The following is a 16,358-nucleotide window of genomic DNA, read 5'->3' on the forward strand; positions in this document are numbered from 1 at the left end:
GATGCGCAGCACCGACTGGCTGGCCCTGGTGGCCGTGCTGTGGATCCTTAGTTCGGTCGCGTTCGCCCACGAGGGCCATGCACCGCAGGGCCCCAGCCCGCAACCGGCACCGCCGACCATGGCCAGCGGCGGCGGCACCCGCGATGCGCAAACCTGGTTCACCGACACCATGCTCAAGGACCAGAACGGTCGCGAACTGCGCTTCTACAGCGATGTGCTCAAGGACAAGGTGGTGATGCTCAACGTGATATTCACCCACTGCACCGACGCCTGCCCGCTGATCACCCGCAAGCTGCGTGACGTGCGCGATGCCATGGGGCCGCAGCTGGCCCGCCAGGTGACCTTCGTGTCGATCAGTAGCGATCCGCTCAACGACTCCCCGGCAGCGCTCAAGGCCTTCGCCGAGAAGCAAGGCGTGGACAGCACCAACTGGCTGTTCCTCACCGGCGACAAGGCCGATGTCGACCTGGTGCTGGGGCGCATCGGCCAGTTCCTGCCCAGCCCCGAGCAGCATTCGACCCAGCTGATCGCCGGTGACGTGGCTGGCAAGCGCTGGAGCAAGATCCGCCCGGATGCACCGCCTGCGGCCATCGCCCAGCGCATGCAGCTGCTGGCCCAACCGCTGGCCGGGCGTTGAGCCATGAAACCCTGGGCAGTGCTGTTGAGCCTGGCCCTCTGTGGCCCGGCGCTGGCGCTCGACCTTACCCCGAATGAACAGGCCGGCAAGCGCCTGTACCGGCAAGGGGTATCGAGCAGCGACGCACAGCTGATGGCCCGGGTCGGCGCCAGCGACATCAGCGTCCCCGCCAGCGTGCTGCCCTGCGCCAGTTGCCACGGCGCAGACGGGCGCGGGCGTGCAGAAGGCGGGGTGCGCCCACCCAGCCTCGACTGGCAGCGCCTGGCACTGGGGCAGGGTGAGCGGCAAAGCAACGCTCGCAGCTACCCGGCCTACAACGACGGCACACTGGCCCGCGCGATCCAGCACGGCATTGATCCGGCGGGGCAGCGGCTGGACCCCGCCATGCCGCGCTTCGAGCTGACCCTGGCTGACCAGCGCAACCTCACGGCTTATCTCAAACGCCTGGGCGAGGAACGCGACCCCGGCGTGGAAGAAGGCGTGCTGCGCCTGGGCACCTTGCTGCCCGCCAATGGCCCGTTGGCAGATGCCGGGCATGTCGTGCGTGCCGTACTGGAGGATGGTGTGGCGCAGATCAACCAGCAGGGCGGCATTCATGGCCGGCGCCTGGAACTGGTGGTAGCCGATACCGGCACCGATCAGGCCAGTGCCGCACTCGCCTTGCAACGCTTGCTCGATCAGGGCCAAGTCTTCACCCTGATCGCGCCGTTGGCGCCCATGCTCGATCAACAACTGCCGGCACTGCTCGAACAACGGGGTGTGCCGTTGATCGGCAACACACCGCGCAGCGGTGCCAGTTCTCAGATTTTCGACCCCATGCCAGGTATTGCTAGCCAATTGCTGAGCCTGGCCGAACATGCCAGGAGCAGCCTGGGCCTGGCGCCCGATAGTTTGCGCGTGGTGTACGCCGGCAACGAGCAGGCGGCATTGGCTGAAGAGGTGCGCGAACGTTTGCGCCAGCAAGGCTGGGCACCGCCAGCGATCCAAGCATTTGATGGCCAGGCCGTGGAAGGGCCGGGCATCGTCTTCGTCGGCCGTGCCCAGGCTTTTGCCGCGCTGGCCCAGGCGCTACAGGCCGAAGGTCGTGAGCCTTACCTGTTCGCTGCCTCCAGCCAGGTGGCGGGAGCCGTGGCCGGCTTGCCAGCGCAGTGGTCGCAACGGGTGTTCCTGGCCTATCCGTTCGTGCCTGACGATTGGAGCGAGCAGGGCATGGCGGCCCTGGCCGGGCTGCAACGACGCCAAGGCCTCGACCCACGCCAGGCGTCGCTGCAGGTCAACACCATGTGTGCCCTGAAGTTGTTGTCCGAAGCCCTGAAGCAGATTGGCCGCGATGCCAGCCGCGAACAGCTGGTGGCCGCCCTGGAGGGCCTGCACGATGTCGACACCGGCCTGACCCCGGCGCTGGGCTTCGGCCCCGGCAGGCGCCAAGGCATGGCCGGTGCCCATGTCGTCGCAGTGGCGTTGCCCGGGCCACGCTTTACCGCCGTTGCCCCGTACCGGCCGCTGCCGTCCAGCCCTTGAGCGGAGGTGCCATGCATATCCTGTTGCTGTGCCTGTTGCTGGTGGTTGCCAAGGCGAGCTGGGCCGACGTGCCCGCTGCGCGGGTTAACGGCGTGACGATTGACGTGATGCGCCTGGAGCGTTATTTCACCGAGTACCTGCAAGCCCAGGGCAGGGCACTGACCAGTATCCGCAACCCGACGCTGTACAAGCGCCTGCGCGACCAGGCCCTGGACGAGCTGATCGACAAGGAGCTGCTCTGGCAGGAGGCGCAACGTTCAGGTATTCACATCAGTGATGAGCAGGTATCAGCGCAAGTTGGCGAAATCGAAGCCGCCTTCGGCAGCCCGGCACTGTTCGAAAGGCGCCTGGCGGATGCAGGTTTCGATCGGGCAGATTACGCTGATTACATGCGCCATGAACTGGCCGCACAGCAGCTGTACGCCCGGCTCAGCGCGGTACACGAGCCCAGCCGGGCCGACGTCGAGGCGTTCTACCAGGCCAACCGCCAAAACCTGCAAGGAGCGCAGAACCAAAGTGATAATTACTCGGTCATACCCGAGCAGGGCCTGCAGTTGGCCAGGGCCGCGCTCATCGGTCAGCTGCAGGCGCAGGCGCGCGATTCCGTGCGCCAACGTTTGCGCGAATCCGCTACAGTGGAAATCGCTGACTGAGCCTTCGAAAGGATTTCCCCAAAGCTGGGGAATAACGGTTTGGCAAAGTGCCATCACTTCCCCCGGATGTGGGGAACCGGGCCTACGCCTGTGTTGCAGGGGTTGGCACAGCCTTGCAGGATCAATGACTTACAGTGGTGCGAAATGAGTATTCACGCCTGGCACGAAGCCTGCTCAAGCCTTATCGAGGCCGCACTTCGCAAACCGGGTAACCGGGCAGCATTTGGGAGTCGACCTTGGTGAACAGAGTATTGGTAGTCGATGACGAACAGACCCTTGCGCAAAACCTGCAGGCGTACCTGCAGGGACAAGGCCTGGATGCTCACGTCGCCCACGACGGTGCCAGTGGTATCGAGCAGGCTCAAAGCCTGGCACCGGAAGTGATTGTGCTGGATTACCGCTTGCCCGACATGGAGGGGTTTCAGGTCCTGGAGACCGTGCGCAAGGACAGGGAGTACCATTTCGTGCTGATCACCGCCCACCCGACTGTCGAAGTCCGTGAGCGCGCCGCCGAACTTGGTGTGAGTCATGTCCTGTTCAAGCCGTTCCCGTTGGCGGAACTGGCCCGCGCGATCTTCGACCTGTTGGGCATCGAGCGCCGGCGCAGGGCCACTGACAATCCAGCCGAAGGGTTTATCGAACGACGCCAGAACAGGAACGAATCGTTCCCCTTGCAGTTGTACGATGGCAGCTGGGTGTTGGCCGATCGCCGCCGTAATGGCGCCAAGCCCCCAGGCCCTGACGACGAACAACTGCTCACCGGGGAATAGCGGCGCCCGCTGCCCTGGCCAAGCCAGCCTGCGACGCGCCCCTGAGCGGAGTCGCAGGCCATGTCAGACGTACTCGATACAGGTGCAGGCAAGCACAGCGCCTACCCCCGCGAACTCCTGGCCCAGGCCCGCCTGCAAGCGGGTGACGAGCGCCTGCTCAACTGCCTGGAGCGCCTGGCCAACGAAACCCCCGACCGCTTCATCTGCCGCCTTGGCCTGACCCTGCATTACCCAGTGCTGGAAACCCAGGCCCTGCTGGCCAGCAGCCCGCGCTTCGACAAGGTCAGCCTGGCCCAGTGCCTGAAGCGCGAGTTCGTGCTGATCGAGCAGGACGGCGAGCTGATCGGCGTCTTCGCCGACCCCTTCGACCACGCTCGCCTGGCCTGGATCGACGACAACCTGCCAGGCGCGCCGTTGTACCTGGCCCACGCGGCCGACCTGGCCACCTTCCTGGCCCGCCACGAAGAAAGCTTCCACGCGGTCGACGCCCTGGACCATGACGCCGAATCCAGCGGTGAGATCGACCCGCTACAACGCCTGTCGCTGACCAGCATCAGCGAAGACCAGAGCAAGGTGGTCAAGCTGGTCAACTCGACCCTGTACGACGCCCTCAAGCAGCACGCCAGCGATATCCACCTGGGCATGACCGGCCAGGGCCTGGTCATCAAGTACCGCATCGACGGGGTGCTCAATGGCGCCGGCAAGGCCAGCGGCAGTGCCTTTGCCGATCAGGTGATCTCGCGCATCAAGGTCATGGCCGAGCTGGACATCGGTGAAAAGCGCGTGCCTCAGGATGGCCGCTTCAAGGTCGCCATCGGCGAGCGGCAGATCGACTTCCGGGTGTCGATCATGCCGAGCATCTTCGGCGAGGATGCGGTGTTGCGGGTGCTCGACAAGCAGGACCTGTCCGACCGCGTCAGTGGCGTGCAGCTGCAGGCCCTGGGCTTTGCCGACGAAACCTTGCGCGCCCTGCGCCGGCTGGCTGCCGAGCCCTACGGCATGATCCTGGTCACCGGCCCCACTGGCAGCGGCAAGACCACCACCCTGTACGCGATGATCAGCGAGATCAACCATGGCGTGGACAAGATCATCACCATCGAAGACCCGGTCGAGTACCAGCTGCCCGGCGTGTTGCAGATTCCGGTCAACGAGAAGAAGGGCCTGACCTTCGCCCGCGGCTTACGCTCGATCCTGCGCCACGACCCGGACAAGATCCTGGTCGGCGAGATCCGCGACCCCGACACCGCACAGATCGCCGTGCAGTCGGCGCTGACCGGCCACCTGGTGTTCACCACCATCCACGCCAACAACGTGTTCGATGTGATCGGCCGCTTCAGCCAGATGCAGGTTGACCCCTACAGCTTCGTCTCGGCCCTCAATGCCGTGCTGGCCCAGCGCCTGATCCGCCTGGCCTGCCCGCACTGCTGCACGCCGTGCGAGGCCGATGAAGACACCCTGACCGCCTCGGGCCTGACCCGTGAAGCGGTAACCGCTTGGAAGTTCGTCCGCGCCCAGGGCTGCGGCCAGTGCCGTGGCAGCGGCTACCGCGGCCGCAGCGCGATTGCCGAGCTGCTGCATCTGGACGATGACCTGCGGCAGATGATCGTCGAACGCCGCCCCCTCTCGCAGATCAAGCAGCTGGCCTGCCAACGCGGCCTGCGCCTGCTGCGTGCCTCGGCCCTGGACCTGGTCCGTGATGGCCGCACCACACTCGAGGAGATCAACCGTGTCACATTCATCTGAACGTTTCTGTGCCGTACTCGGTGCTGAAGGTGTCGGCCTGGGTCGCGCGCACGGCAATCAAACGCAGTGGCTGGGCAGCCGCGAGTTCACCTGCGATGCCGCGCAACCGGCCTGGGAAGCCGCCTTGCAAGCCTTGAGTGCACTGCTGGCCGAGCACGCCGTCAAAGGCGCTCAGCTGCGCGTGCTGCTCTCGGCCCGCTACAGCCGCTTCTGCCTGGTGCCTTGGAGCGATGCCATCGGCCACCCACGCGAGCTGGATGCCTACGCCCGGGCCTGCTTCGAAAACCTCTACGGCCAATCGCTGGATGACTGGCGCATCGTCCTCTCGCCCGAGCCAGCCGGTGCCGCACGCATCGCCACCGCGCTGCCCGAAGCCCTGTTGCAAGGCCTGCAGAGCCTGGGCCGGGAAAGCCGCCTGAACCTGCGTTCGGTGCAGCCTTACCTGATGGCCGCCTACAACCGCTGCTCGGCGCAACTGGAGCAGGGCGACTTCCTGTTCGTGCTCGCCGAACCGCGCCGCAGTGTGCTGCTGCTGGCCGCCGGCGGTGCCTGGCAACAGGTGCTGGCCCAGGGCTGCGCCGACAGTGACCAGGCCCTGCAGGCGCTGATCGAACGCACCTGCGAGCTGTACGGCGAGAATCTGCCCCGGGTCTACCTGCATGCCCCAGGGCGCGGCGACGTGCCGCAATTGGCGGCGGTGCAGCTGTGCCAGCCGGCCGGCGACAGCGACCCGCTGTGCGCCATGTGGCGGGCGGTGGCCTGACATGCGCCACCTCGACCTGGAATTCCAGCCCCGTCGCAGTGGCCCGTTGGCCTGGTCGCTACTGGCCCTGGGCGCCGTCGTCGTCGCTGGGCTGGTGCTGGTGCAACAGCGGCTGCAGGTCGAGCAGGTAGACCTGGAAACCCGCGTGCACAGCCTGGAACTGCAACTGGGCCGCCGCCCGGCCCCGGTCGCCCCGCAAAACAGCGCCGCCAGCCGCGAACAGGCCGAACGCCTGGCCCAGATGCGCAGCGTCTCGCAGCAGCTGCAACGGCCCTGGCAACAGCTGTTCGCCATGCTCGAAGCGCAGCCACAGGAAGACGTGGCACTGCTGACCCTGACCCCGGATGCGCGCAAGGGCCAGGTGCGCATCACCGCCGAGGCACGCAACCTGGAAGCGATGCTGCAGTACCACCTGCGCCTGGAGCAAAGCGACGAGCTCAGCGATGTCTCGCTGCTCAACCATGAAGTGGTGGCCGGGCAGCCTGAGCACCCGGTGCGCTTCAACCTTACCGCCACCTGGGAGATTGGCCATGCACGTCCCTGATGCTGTCAACAGCCTCGTCCTCCAGGAGCGCCTGCGCCGCATCGGCCCGGTTGGCCTGGGCGCCGCCGCCGTCGCCGTGCTCGCCGTCGCTGTCGCCATGGCCGGCGTGGTCCCCGAGTGGCAGGCCGTGCGCGAACTGCGTGCCAGCGAAGCGGATGCCAGCGTGCAGGTCGAACGGGTCAAGCGCGGCGAGCTGAAGATCGCCGTCAAACCCGAGCAGCAGGCGCTGGACAGTCTGCGCCAGCAACTGCCCGGGCAGCCTGAAGCGAGCGAGCTGATCGAGCGCCTCTACCACCTGGCCAGTGCCGAGCACATCAGCCTGGCGCGCGGCGAGTACGCCCTGGGCGTCGATCCGAAGACCCAGCTGTCGCGATACCAGATCATCCTGCCAGTACGCGGCAGCTACCCGCAGATCCGCGGCTTCCTGCGCGGCCTGATCGGCCAGTTGCCGACCCTGGTGCTGGAAGACCTCGAACTGAAGCGCAAAACCATCGGCGATACCGAACTCAACGGCCGGGTGCGCCTGACCCTCTACCTGTCGAGGTCGTGATGAACACACAACGCGCAGTGATGTGGGCCGCGTTCCTCGGGGTGTCGGCAGCACTGGCATGGGCACCCGGGCACTGGTTCAGCCAGCAAGACAGCGTCGCCCCCTTCGCAGGGAAGCCCGCTCCCACAGCGCCGGTGTCGCCTGCAGAACCTGTGGGCGCGGGCTTGCCGGCGAAGGGGCCGGAACAGGCCTCCAAAGATCTGTTCCCAGCCCAGCAATGGACCAAGCCACAAGCCCTGGCCACCGTCAGCGAACAACCCGTAGCCGCCGCGCCCGTCGTAGCTGCGGCCCCCACCGCCCCGGCGCTGCCGTTCCAGTTCGTCGGCCGCATGGGCGACCGCGACGACCTGCAGATCTTCTTGCAGAGCGGGGAAAAGCTGTACGTCGTGCGCAAGGGTGACGTGATCGACAGCACCTATCGCCTCGACAGAGTCTCGGCCAACGAGCTGGACCTGGTTTATCTGCCTTTGCATCAGCCACAGACCTTGTCTGTAGGGAGCGCACCATGAAGTCGTCGAAACTGTGCAAGCCTGCTCCGTTCCTGCTCCTGGCGCTGTGCGTGGCCATCGCCGGCTGCGGTTCCAGCGGGGTGCGCAAGGACAGCGCCGAGCTGATGAAGGAAGGCCAGTACGAAGCGGGTATCGCCCGCCTGGAAGAAGCCTTGCGCGACAGCCCGCGTGACACCGAGCTGAACATCGCCCTGGCCCATGGTCGCCAGACCGCGGTGGAAGCGCTGATCAGCCAGGCCGATGCCGACCGCATCCGCCACGACTTCACCAGCGCGCGCATGGGCTACAGCCGGGTGCTGACCATCGAGCCGAACAACCGTCGCGCCCAGGAAGGCATCCGCCATCTGGAGCTGATCCGCACCCTCGACGAACGCGTAGCTCTGGGCCAGGCCGCGCTGCGCCAGGGCGACCTGTTCGGCGCCGAGCGCTACATGCGCGAAGTACTGCGCCTGGACCCGCAGAACCAGAAGGGCATCGCCCTGCGCACCGACATCGAGAATGTCCAGGCGCGCACCGCCACGCCGTTCCCGCAACTGCGCAGCAAGCTGGAGCGCCCGGTGACCCTGGAGTTCCGTGACGCCGGCCTGAAGACCATCTTCGAGGTGCTGTCGCAGGTTGCCGGTATCAACTTCATCTTCGACAAGGATCTGCGTCCCGACATGAAGGCCACCATCTTCGTGCGTGATGTGCGCATCGAAGATGCCGTGTCGCTGCTGCTGGAGCAGAACCAGCTGCGGCAGAAGATCGTCAACGACAACACCTTGCTGATCTACCCCGATTCGCCGCAGAAGACCAAGGACTACCAGGAACTGGTCATGCGTACCTTCTACCTGACCAGCATCGACGCCAACACGGCGCTGAACATGGTCAAGACCATGCTCAAGACCCGTGACGTGTTCGTCGACGAGCGCCTCAATACTCTGACCATGCGCGACACCCCCGACGCCGTGCGCATGGCCGAAAAACTGCTGCAGTCCCAGGACCAGTCCAACCCCGAAGTGGTGCTGGAAGTGGAGGTGATGGAGGTTGCCACCTCGCGCATCCTCGACCTTGGCCTGCAATGGCCCAACACCTTCGGTGTGCTGAGCGACGACGGCAACCCGGTCAGCGTGCTGGACCAGCTGCGCGGCATCAACTCCAGCCGCATCAGCATCGCGCCGGCTCCGCAGGCCAAGATCAATGCCCAGGACAAGGACATCAACACCTTGGCCAGCCCAGTGATCCGCGTCAGCAACCGTGAGCAGGCACGCATTCACATCGGCCAGCGGGTGCCGATCATCAGTGCCACCTCGGTGCCTTCCACCCAGGGCCCGGTGATCACCGAAAGCGTCACCTACCTGGACGTCGGTCTGAAGCTCGAAGTGCAGCCCACCGTGCACCTGAACAACGAAGTGGCGATCAAGGTGGCGCTGGAAGTCAGTAACGCCACCCCACTGGAAGCCACCCGCCAGGGCACCATCCCGGTTCAGGTCGACACCCGCAACGCACAGACCAGCCTGCGCCTGCACGATGGCGAAACCCAGGTGCTGGCCGGCCTGGTGCGCAACGACCACAACGCCAGCGGCAACAAGATCCCCGGCCTGGGTGACATCCCAGGCCTGGGGCGGCTGTTCGGCAGCAACAAGGACGACATGAGCAAGTCCGAGCTGGTGCTGGCGATCACCCCGCGCATCGTGCGCAACCTGCCGTACCAGAGCCCGTCGGACATGGAGTTCGGCACCGGCACCGAATCGAGCATGCAGGTGCGCCAGACGATGCCGCTGCCACCGCGTGACGTGCCGGGCGACGTACCGAGCGATAGCCGCGACAGCGCGCCGACCGTGCAAAGCCAAGTGGCCAGTGCCCCGGCCACTGCCCCAGCCACGGTCACTGTGAGCACACGGCCATGAAACGCCGCCAGCAGGGTTTCAGCCTGATCGAAGTGGTGCTGACCCTGGCCCTGCTCGGGATGCTCGCGACCATGGCCGCACCCCTGACCGAAACGGTGGTGCGCCGTGGCAAGGAGCAGCAGCTGCGCGAGGCGCTTTACCAGATCCGCGACGCCATCGACGCCTACAAGCGTGCCTTCGACGCCGGGTTCATCGAAAAGCGCCTGGATGCCAGCGGCTACCCGCCGAACCTGCAGGTGCTGGTCGAAGGCGTGCGCGATGTGCGCAGTGCCAAGGGAGCCAAGTTCTATTTCCTGCGGCGCATCCCCCACGACCCGCTGGTGGCGGCCAAGAACCAGGACGACGGCGGTTGGGGCCTGCGCGCCTACGCCAGCAGCCCGGACAACCCACGCGAAGGCGAAGATGTGTTCGACGTGTATTCCAAGGCCCGTGGCAAGGGCCTCAACAACATCCCTTACGGGCAATGGTGACAGCCATGAAACGCAGCAAAGGCTTCACCCTGATCGAACTGCTGGTGGTGATGGCGATCATCGCCACGCTGATGACCATCGCCATGCCGCGCTACTTCAACAGCCTGGACAGCTCCCGCGAGGCCTCCTTGCGCCAGAGCCTGGCGGTGCTGCGTGAAGCCCTGGACCACTACTACGGCGACACCGGCCATTACCCGGACTCACTGGAGCAATTGGTTGAGCAGCGCTACCTGCGCAATACCCCGGTTGACCCCATCACTGAGCGCAGCGACGCCTGGCAGCTGGTGCCACCACCAGAAGGCGTGGCCGGTGGCGTGGCCGACATCAAGAGCGGTGCCACAGGGAGGGCGCGTGATGGCAGCCTCTTTGCGCAATGGTAAGGCCAGCGCCGGCTTCACCTACCTGGGCGTGCTGCTGTTGATCGCGATCAGCAGCGTCGCACTGGCCGCTACCGGTACGGTGTGGTCAAGCGTTGCGCAGCGCGAGCATGAGCGCGAGCTGCTGTGGGTCGGTGGCCAGTATGCTCAGGCCCTGCGCAGCTACTATCGCGCCTCGCCGGGCCTGGCCCAGTACCCCAAGGAGCTGGTCGACCTGCTCGAAGACAACCGCTTCCCGGAGGCCAAGCGGCATATCCGCCGTCTGTACCCGGACCCGATCACCAACAGTGACGACTGGGGCCTGCTGCGCGCAATCGATGGGCGTATCACCGGCGTGCATAGCCGCTCCGATGCCACCCCGTTCAAGCGCAGTGGCTTCGAAACACAGTTCTCTGGTTTCGAAGGCCTGGAGCACTACAGCGACTGGCAGTTTGTCGCCGAGCAGGCCTTCAACGAGAGTGCCGGCGGTGCTCGGACCCACGCCGGCCCGGGAGACACGCCATGAAACGCCTGCAGGCCCTGTACCTGTGCCTGCTGTTGGCAGCCGGGGTGCCGGGTACGGCCATGGCCGACGCCGAGGACGAGATGAAGGGTTTTATCGTCGACAACACCATCTCGCACATCGGCCACGACTTTTACTACTACTTCGCCGACCGCCTGCGCGCCACCAGCCGCCTGGACTTCAACCTGGTGGTGCGCGAACGCCCGGATGCCCGCTGGGGCAGCCTGGTGACCGTAGAGTTCGACCGTGACGTGCTGTACCGACGCTTTCTGCCGCCGAACGTCACGCAATTAAAAGAAGAGGCCGTCGCGGCCGCCGACCTGGTCAAGCAGGAAGTCATTCAGCGCAAGCTGCAACGGCTGCTGCAGGACACCACTGATCTGGATAGGGATGAGCTATGAACACGTGCATACCCCGTTGCCTTGCGGCTGGCCTGCTGCTCAGTGCCTGCGCCGCCTCCGCCACCGAGCTGGTGTACACCCCGGTCAACCCGGCGTTCGGCGGCAACCCGTTGAACGGCACCTGGCTGCTGAACAACGCCCAGGCGCAGAACGATTACGACGACCCGGACCTCAAGGACCGCGCATCCGCCTTTGGCGGTACCTCGGCCCTGGAGCGCTTCAGCAACCAGCTGGAGTCCCGAATGCTGTCGCAACTGATGGACAACATCAGCAACGGCAAGACCGGCAGCATGGCCACCGACGCGTTCCTGATCGATGTCATCGATGACTCCGGTGCGCTGAGCATCAAGGTCACTGACCGCGCCACAGGAGAAACTTCGCTCATTGAGGTCAGTGGCCTGAACCCCTGAGAGGGACTGGTCGTTTAGCTGGGGAGAGAGCACCATGAAACGTCTGTTGAGCACTCTACTGATTGTCGCCGCGCTGGCGGGCCTGCAAGGTTGCGGCCTGCGCGAACCGATGCCGGCCGAACAGGACACGGAAACCCCGACTCTGACGCCGCGGGCCTCGACCTACTACGACCTGATCAACATGCCGCGCCCGAAAGGCCGCCTGATGGCCGTGGTGTACGGCTTCCGCGACCAGACCGGGCAGTACAAGCCGACCCCGGCCAGCTCGTTCTCCACCAGTGTCACCCAGGGCGCGGCGAGCATGCTGATGGATGCCCTGAATGCCAGCGGCTGGTTCGTGGTGCTGGAACGCGAAGGCCTGCAGAACCTGCTGACCGAACGCAAGATCATCCGTGCTTCGCAGAAGAAGCCCGACGTGCCCGAGAACATCATGAGCGAACTGCCACCGTTGCAGGCCGCCAACCTGATGCTCGAAGGCGGCATCATCGCCTACGACACCAACGTGCGCAGTGGCGGCGAGGGCGCCCGTTACCTGGGCGTCGACATCTCCCGCGAATACCGGGTCGACCAGGTCACGGTCAACCTGCGCGCGGTGGACGTGCGCACCGGGCAGGTGCTGGCCAACGTCATGACCAGCAAGACCATCTACTCGATCGGCCGCAATGCCGGGGTGTTCAAGTTCATCGAGTTCAAGAAGCTGCTGGAAGCTGAGGTCGGCTACACCACCAACGAACCGGCGCAGCTGTGCGTGCTGTCGGCGATCGAGGCGGCGGTGGGGCATCTGCTGGCCCAGGGGATCGAGCGGCGCTTGTGGCAGGTGGCGGGGGATCCGGGGGAAGGCAAGGCCGAAGTGGACAAGTTCCTTAGCCAGAACCAGCAGCAGTGAATGGCTTGGGGGTTGGCTTGAGGTATCTGGCGCCTGTGAGATCGAGCGCCGCCCGCGCGGCGCATCGCGAGCTGGCGCTCGCTCCTACGTTTGTTTCGGGCCAATTATTTCTGTGGGATTCGCGCGCGTACGCTTTGGCGCATGACGCGATATCGCGCCGTACCAACAAGGCGGTCGCGCGCGCCCGTCACAGGCGTTATTGGCCCGAAACAAACGTAGGAGCGAGCGCCAGCTCGCGATGCGCCGCGCGGGCGGCGCTCGATGTCAGCCCCACCCAAGCTTGAGAGCCATACACCACCAGCCATTTCCCCAGCATCGACCGCGTCAGCAGGTGAGGATGTGGCGGCCAGCAGGAGAAGTGTTACTGCACATGCCCTTCGCTTGAAACGCTTCCCCGACACCGGTAGTCTTGGCGCGCTGCTGTAAATCCAGCAGTCGGGTTTGGTCACCCGCAATCATCAAGGCGCACAAGCGCCCGCTCTGAGATACAGTTGGCGCTTTTTTGTGCCCGGCTGTTTCGTTTTATGGCGGCTGTGCGTGGGGCGCCTCCGTGCGCGCCGGTTTCCTTGATTCCCGGTTGACCAACCCGCGTACAGTCGCCACCCTTTCGTTTGGTCACGTTGTGTGGCGGCTCCATTGAATCAAGGAGCGACACAATGACAAAAGGCTTACCTGATCCTCCCGTACGCGCCACCACGGCGGCCTCCAGTTTCTCCACCTGTGAATCCAGCCATCCACCGTTGTTTGCCGTGCGCTCGGGGGTGGATTACGAAGATGCGTTGGTGCACCTGTCCACGCTGCTGAAAGGAGCGTTTGCGACCAATCTGAAGGCGCTGGAGCTGGCCAAGGGGACCTGTCGTGATCTGTTGTTGAGTAATGACCATGGGCTGGATTCAGCCAAGGCGGTGGTGGAGGCGTTGCTGGATGGGGTGGAGCGGCAGCAGCTGGCCGGGCGGAAGACGGTGTCGGGTATCTGACAGTCGGCCCTGCGTACTGGGTCAACCTGCCTTGCGCAAGGTCAGGTTGATCCGCCGTTCCCCCATCCGCGGATGCACCCCCGGCTTTATCGGCAACACCCCATGAAAGCGCAGCCGATCTTCGCCTCCCCACACCAGCACATCACCATGGTTCAACGGTATCCGCTGAGTTCTGTCCGAGCGCTGCAACCCACCAAACAGAAACACCGCCGGCAGCCCCAGTGAGATCGACACGATCGGCTGGTCGAAGTCCTGCTCGTCGCGGTCCTGGTGCAGGCTCAGGCGGGTGCCGGGCAGGTAATGGTTGACCAGACAGGCATCAGGCACGAAACCCTCGAAGCCGGCTGCCGCCGCTGCGCGACCCGCCAGCTCGAGCAGGACCTGGGGCAGGGCGGGCCAGGGTTGGCCGCTGACCGGGTCGGTGGGGCTGTAGCGGTAGCCCTTGGCGTCACTGACCCAGCCCAGCGCCCCGCAATTGGTCAACGCCACCGCCATGTTCAGGCCACCCGGTGTCTGCATGTGCCTGAACGGCGCGGCGCGCAGCACCGGCCGCAGAGCGTCGAGCAGCGGCTCGATCACGGCCAGGGCGAAGCCGGGCAGCAGCACGGTGTGGCTGGCCAGGCGTTGCGGCTGGGGGCCGAACAGGTCGAGGTCGGACTGGATCATGGTGCGACGGCGTGATGTGAGGATGTCAGGCATTGTAAGGCAAACACGGCCCCACAGGGATTGCATCAGGCTTGAGGGGCTATACAGAGGCAGAAAAAAAGGAACCGCGACGCCAGGGAGAGGAGACGCCGCGGTTCAAGGGGGGAGCTGGTCAGCGTTGGGTAGCGGTGGCTGTGTTGCCGTTGCCCATCTGGCTGATGGTGGCGCTCTGGTAGGCGCCGCTCTGGTTGACGATGGCCGCGTTGTTGTTGCCGCCCTGGGTCACGTAGGCGACGTTGGCGCTGTCAGCCTGCTTGATGGTGGCGCTGTTGCCACTGCCATACAGTTGGTTGGTATAGCTCTGGTTGGCATAGCCGGACTGGTCCAGGTTGATGCTGTTGCCACTGCCGGTGGACGAGCCGAAGGCGTAGTTGTCGGTGCCGCGCTGGTCGGCGATGAGGCTGTTGTCGCTTCCGTTCTGCTCGAAGTACAGCTCGTTGTAGCTGTCGGCCTGCTTGGTCTCCATGGTGTTGCCGGTGCCTTTCTGGCTCAGCGTGGCCAGTTGGTACTCGCCGTTCTGGGTCAGGTTGGCGCTGTTGCTGGTGCCGTTCTGGTTGATGTTGGCGGTTTGGTTCTTGCCGAACTGGCCGCCCATCTTGTCGCCTTTCCAGTTGCTGGCCAGGACCTTGTTGCCGGTGCCCTTGCTGTTGACGGTCAGGCTCTGGTTGTCACCGGTCTGGTAGGTGAAGCTGCTGTTGCTCTTGCCGCCTTGGGAGACGGTGGTGTTCGAGTTGTTGGTCTCGAACTGATCCGACCAGCTGGCGTTGGACTGGCCCTGTTGATACAGGTTGGCGACGTTGTCCTTGCCGAAGCTCTGGTCGATGTAGCCTTCGTTGGTCTGGCCGGTCTGGTTGACCGTGGCGCGGGCGCCGGTCTGGGTGTCCTGCCAGACCTCCACCGAGTGGCCAGTGCCGTACTGGTCGATGTTGATGGTGCCACCGTTGCCGTCGCGCTGGTCGCCGTAGGCGAAGTTCTGCTTGCCTTGCTGGTAGATCTGCACATAGCCATCGTTGTGCAGGATGTGCTCGGAGGTCGCGTAGTTGTCCTGGCCATCCTGGGTGATGTTGGCGCGGTTGTTACTGCCGCCGAACAGCTGCTCGACGAAGGCTTCGTTGCGCTGGCCGCTCTGGGTGGTGGTGACCTGGCTGCCGGTCTGGGTGTCCTGCCACACGGTCGAGCGGTTTTCGCTGCCTTGCTGGTTCTGCAGCGACTGGTTGTTCTCGCCCACCGACTGGCTGGCGAAGGCGTCGTTGTAGGAGCCAGCGGCCTGCTGGGTGATCTGGCTGCCATTTTCGAACAGCTGCTCGCCGTAGCCGGCGTTGTACGAACCACTGGCGGTCTGGTTGATGGTGCTGGTGCTGTTTTCCTGCACCGCCAGGTGGTTGTGGCCCTTGCCGGTCTGCGTCTGGGTGGCCGCGGCGAACGGCGCAACCGTCTGCTGCACCTCGGCGATGTTCTGGTTGCCGGTCTGCGACTGGTTCGAGGTGCTGTCGTCAGCCATGACCTGGCCGGCCAGGGCCAGGACGATAGCGGCGCTTAGGGGAGCGAGCTTGAACATGGTGGTGCCTCCAGGTCTATCGGTATTGGGTGATCTGAACACGCTGGCCATTGCCGGCTTGGGTCACTGAGCTGCTCAGGCCTGTGCCGGCCTGCTCGATACTGGCGCTGTTGTTGTTGCCGATCTGATCGATGCTGGCGCTGTTGCTGGTGCCGCTCTGACGGATCGCAGCGCTGTTGCCATATCCCTGTTGGCTGATGTTGGCCATCAGGTCACTGCCTTCCTGCAGGATGTACGCCTCTTGCGCGCCCCCGGCCTGGACGATGCGGCCCAGCAGGGCCTGGCCGTGCTGGTCGAGGGCGGCGCGGTTGCCGTTGCCTTGCTGCTCGATCACCGCCGCCTGGCCGGCACCGACCGGCAGCAGGCGGATGATCACCGGTTCACCGAGGTCGCTGCCGGGTGCAAGGTCGGCGTTGTCCATCAGGTCATCGGCCCCGGCCTGGCCCGCCAGGGCCAGGCTCAGCAGCAGTGGATACAGGCGCTTCATGGTGTT

The 16,358-nt window shown here is 65.1% G+C and carries 20 protein-coding genes; 17 read left to right on the forward strand and 3 right to left on the reverse strand.

Annotation, left to right across the window (positions count from 1 at the left end; translation table 11 throughout):
• Window position 1: 1 nt before the first annotated feature.
• From ACOKS3_RS13195 to ACOKS3_RS13275, 17 genes are all read left to right on the forward strand, one after another.
• Window positions 2-637, forward strand: coding sequence for an SCO family protein (locus ACOKS3_RS13195; protein WP_103448240.1), 636 nt, complete (start codon window positions 2-4; stop codon window positions 635-637).
• Window positions 638-640: 3 nt separating this feature from the next.
• Complete coding sequence (locus tag ACOKS3_RS13200) at window positions 641-2,158, forward strand: cytochrome c/ABC transporter substrate-binding protein (protein ID WP_103447123.1); 1,518 nt, start codon at window positions 641-643, stop codon at window positions 2,156-2,158.
• A gap of 11 nt (window positions 2,159-2,169) precedes the next feature.
• On the forward strand, window positions 2,170-2,811 hold the full coding sequence (locus ACOKS3_RS13205; RefSeq protein WP_422763171.1) for a SurA N-terminal domain-containing protein: 642 nt from the start codon (window positions 2,170-2,172) through the stop codon (window positions 2,809-2,811).
• 236 nt (window positions 2,812-3,047) lie between these two features.
• Window positions 3,048-3,581 carry a response regulator gene (locus ACOKS3_RS13210; RefSeq protein ID WP_181004477.1) on the forward strand — a complete coding sequence of 178 codons (534 nt, stop codon included), beginning with the start codon at window positions 3,048-3,050 and terminating at the stop codon, window positions 3,579-3,581.
• 60 nt (window positions 3,582-3,641) lie between these two features.
• Window positions 3,642-5,324: a GspE/PulE family protein gene (locus ACOKS3_RS13215; RefSeq protein WP_103447125.1), complete on the forward strand. Its 1,683-nt coding sequence runs from the start codon at window positions 3,642-3,644 to the stop codon at window positions 5,322-5,324.
• Window positions 5,308-6,087, forward strand: a complete 780-nt coding sequence (locus ACOKS3_RS13220) for a hypothetical protein (protein ID WP_103447126.1) — start codon at window positions 5,308-5,310, stop codon at window positions 6,085-6,087. The genes ACOKS3_RS13215 and ACOKS3_RS13220 overlap by 17 nt, the downstream gene beginning before the upstream one ends.
• Before the next feature lies 1 nt (window position 6,088).
• Window positions 6,089-6,631: a PilN domain-containing protein gene (locus ACOKS3_RS13225; protein ID WP_103447127.1), complete on the forward strand. Its 543-nt coding sequence runs from the start codon at window positions 6,089-6,091 to the stop codon at window positions 6,629-6,631.
• Window positions 6,618-7,181, forward strand: a complete 564-nt coding sequence (gene pilO, locus ACOKS3_RS13230) for a type 4a pilus biogenesis protein PilO (protein ID WP_103447128.1) — start codon at window positions 6,618-6,620, stop codon at window positions 7,179-7,181. Before ACOKS3_RS13225 ends, pilO begins: the two co-directional genes overlap by 14 nt.
• Window positions 7,181-7,690 carry a hypothetical protein gene (locus ACOKS3_RS13235; protein WP_103447129.1) on the forward strand — a complete coding sequence of 170 codons (510 nt, stop codon included), beginning with the start codon at window positions 7,181-7,183 and terminating at the stop codon, window positions 7,688-7,690. The genes pilO and ACOKS3_RS13235 overlap by 1 nt, the downstream gene beginning before the upstream one ends.
• A complete protein-coding gene (locus ACOKS3_RS13240; protein WP_422763172.1) occupies window positions 7,687-9,579 on the forward strand; it encodes a secretin N-terminal domain-containing protein in 1,893 nt (630 codons plus the stop codon). The genes ACOKS3_RS13235 and ACOKS3_RS13240 overlap by 4 nt, the downstream gene beginning before the upstream one ends.
• Entirely contained in the window at window positions 9,576-10,049 is a 474-nt protein-coding gene (locus tag ACOKS3_RS13245; protein WP_103447131.1) for a type II secretion system protein, read from the forward strand. The genes ACOKS3_RS13240 and ACOKS3_RS13245 overlap by 4 nt, the downstream gene beginning before the upstream one ends.
• 5 nt (window positions 10,050-10,054) lie before the next feature.
• Complete coding sequence (locus ACOKS3_RS13250; RefSeq protein WP_422763173.1) at window positions 10,055-10,429, forward strand: type II secretion system protein; 375 nt, start codon at window positions 10,055-10,057, stop codon at window positions 10,427-10,429.
• On the forward strand, window positions 10,404-10,931 hold the full coding sequence (locus ACOKS3_RS13255; RefSeq protein ID WP_103447133.1) for a type II secretion system protein: 528 nt from the start codon (window positions 10,404-10,406) through the stop codon (window positions 10,929-10,931). Before ACOKS3_RS13250 ends, ACOKS3_RS13255 begins: the two co-directional genes overlap by 26 nt.
• The gene (gene csgE / locus ACOKS3_RS13260) at window positions 10,928-11,329 is read left to right on the forward strand and encodes a curli production assembly/transport protein CsgE (RefSeq protein ID WP_103447134.1); all 402 of its coding nucleotides are present in this window, start codon (window positions 10,928-10,930) and stop codon (window positions 11,327-11,329) included. The genes ACOKS3_RS13255 and csgE overlap by 4 nt, the downstream gene beginning before the upstream one ends.
• A complete protein-coding gene (locus ACOKS3_RS13265) occupies window positions 11,326-11,739 on the forward strand; it encodes a curli assembly protein CsgF (protein WP_103447135.1) in 414 nt (137 codons plus the stop codon). Before csgE ends, ACOKS3_RS13265 begins: the two co-directional genes overlap by 4 nt.
• Window positions 11,740-11,773: 34 nt before the next feature.
• Window positions 11,774-12,625 (forward strand): CsgG/HfaB family protein, encoded by an 852-nt coding sequence (locus ACOKS3_RS13270; protein ID WP_103447136.1) that lies wholly within the window; start codon window positions 11,774-11,776, stop codon window positions 12,623-12,625.
• 740 nt (window positions 12,626-13,365) lie between these two features.
• Window positions 13,366-13,602, forward strand: a complete 237-nt coding sequence (locus ACOKS3_RS13275; protein ID WP_103448242.1) for a hypothetical protein — start codon at window positions 13,366-13,368, stop codon at window positions 13,600-13,602.
• A gap of 21 nt (window positions 13,603-13,623) precedes the next feature.
• Here the strand turns inward: ACOKS3_RS13275 and alkB are convergent, their stop codons facing one another.
• From alkB to ACOKS3_RS13290, 3 genes are all read right to left on the reverse strand, one after another.
• Entirely contained in the window at window positions 13,624-14,268 is a 645-nt protein-coding gene (gene alkB, locus ACOKS3_RS13280) for a DNA oxidative demethylase AlkB (RefSeq protein WP_422763174.1), read from the reverse strand.
• 151 nt (window positions 14,269-14,419) lie between these two features.
• Window positions 14,420-15,865 (reverse strand): curlin, encoded by a 1,446-nt coding sequence (locus ACOKS3_RS13285; protein WP_103447138.1) that lies wholly within the window; start codon window positions 15,863-15,865, stop codon window positions 14,420-14,422.
• A gap of 16 nt (window positions 15,866-15,881) precedes the next feature.
• A complete protein-coding gene (locus ACOKS3_RS13290; RefSeq protein WP_103447139.1) occupies window positions 15,882-16,352 on the reverse strand; it encodes a curlin in 471 nt (156 codons plus the stop codon).
• Between the last annotated feature and the right edge of the window lie 6 nt (window positions 16,353-16,358).

It is taken from the genome of Pseudomonas sp. HS6-2, from assembly GCF_049325675.2.
In the GTDB taxonomy this organism is placed as follows: Bacteria; Pseudomonadota; Gammaproteobacteria; order Pseudomonadales; family Pseudomonadaceae; genus Aquipseudomonas; species Aquipseudomonas putida_N.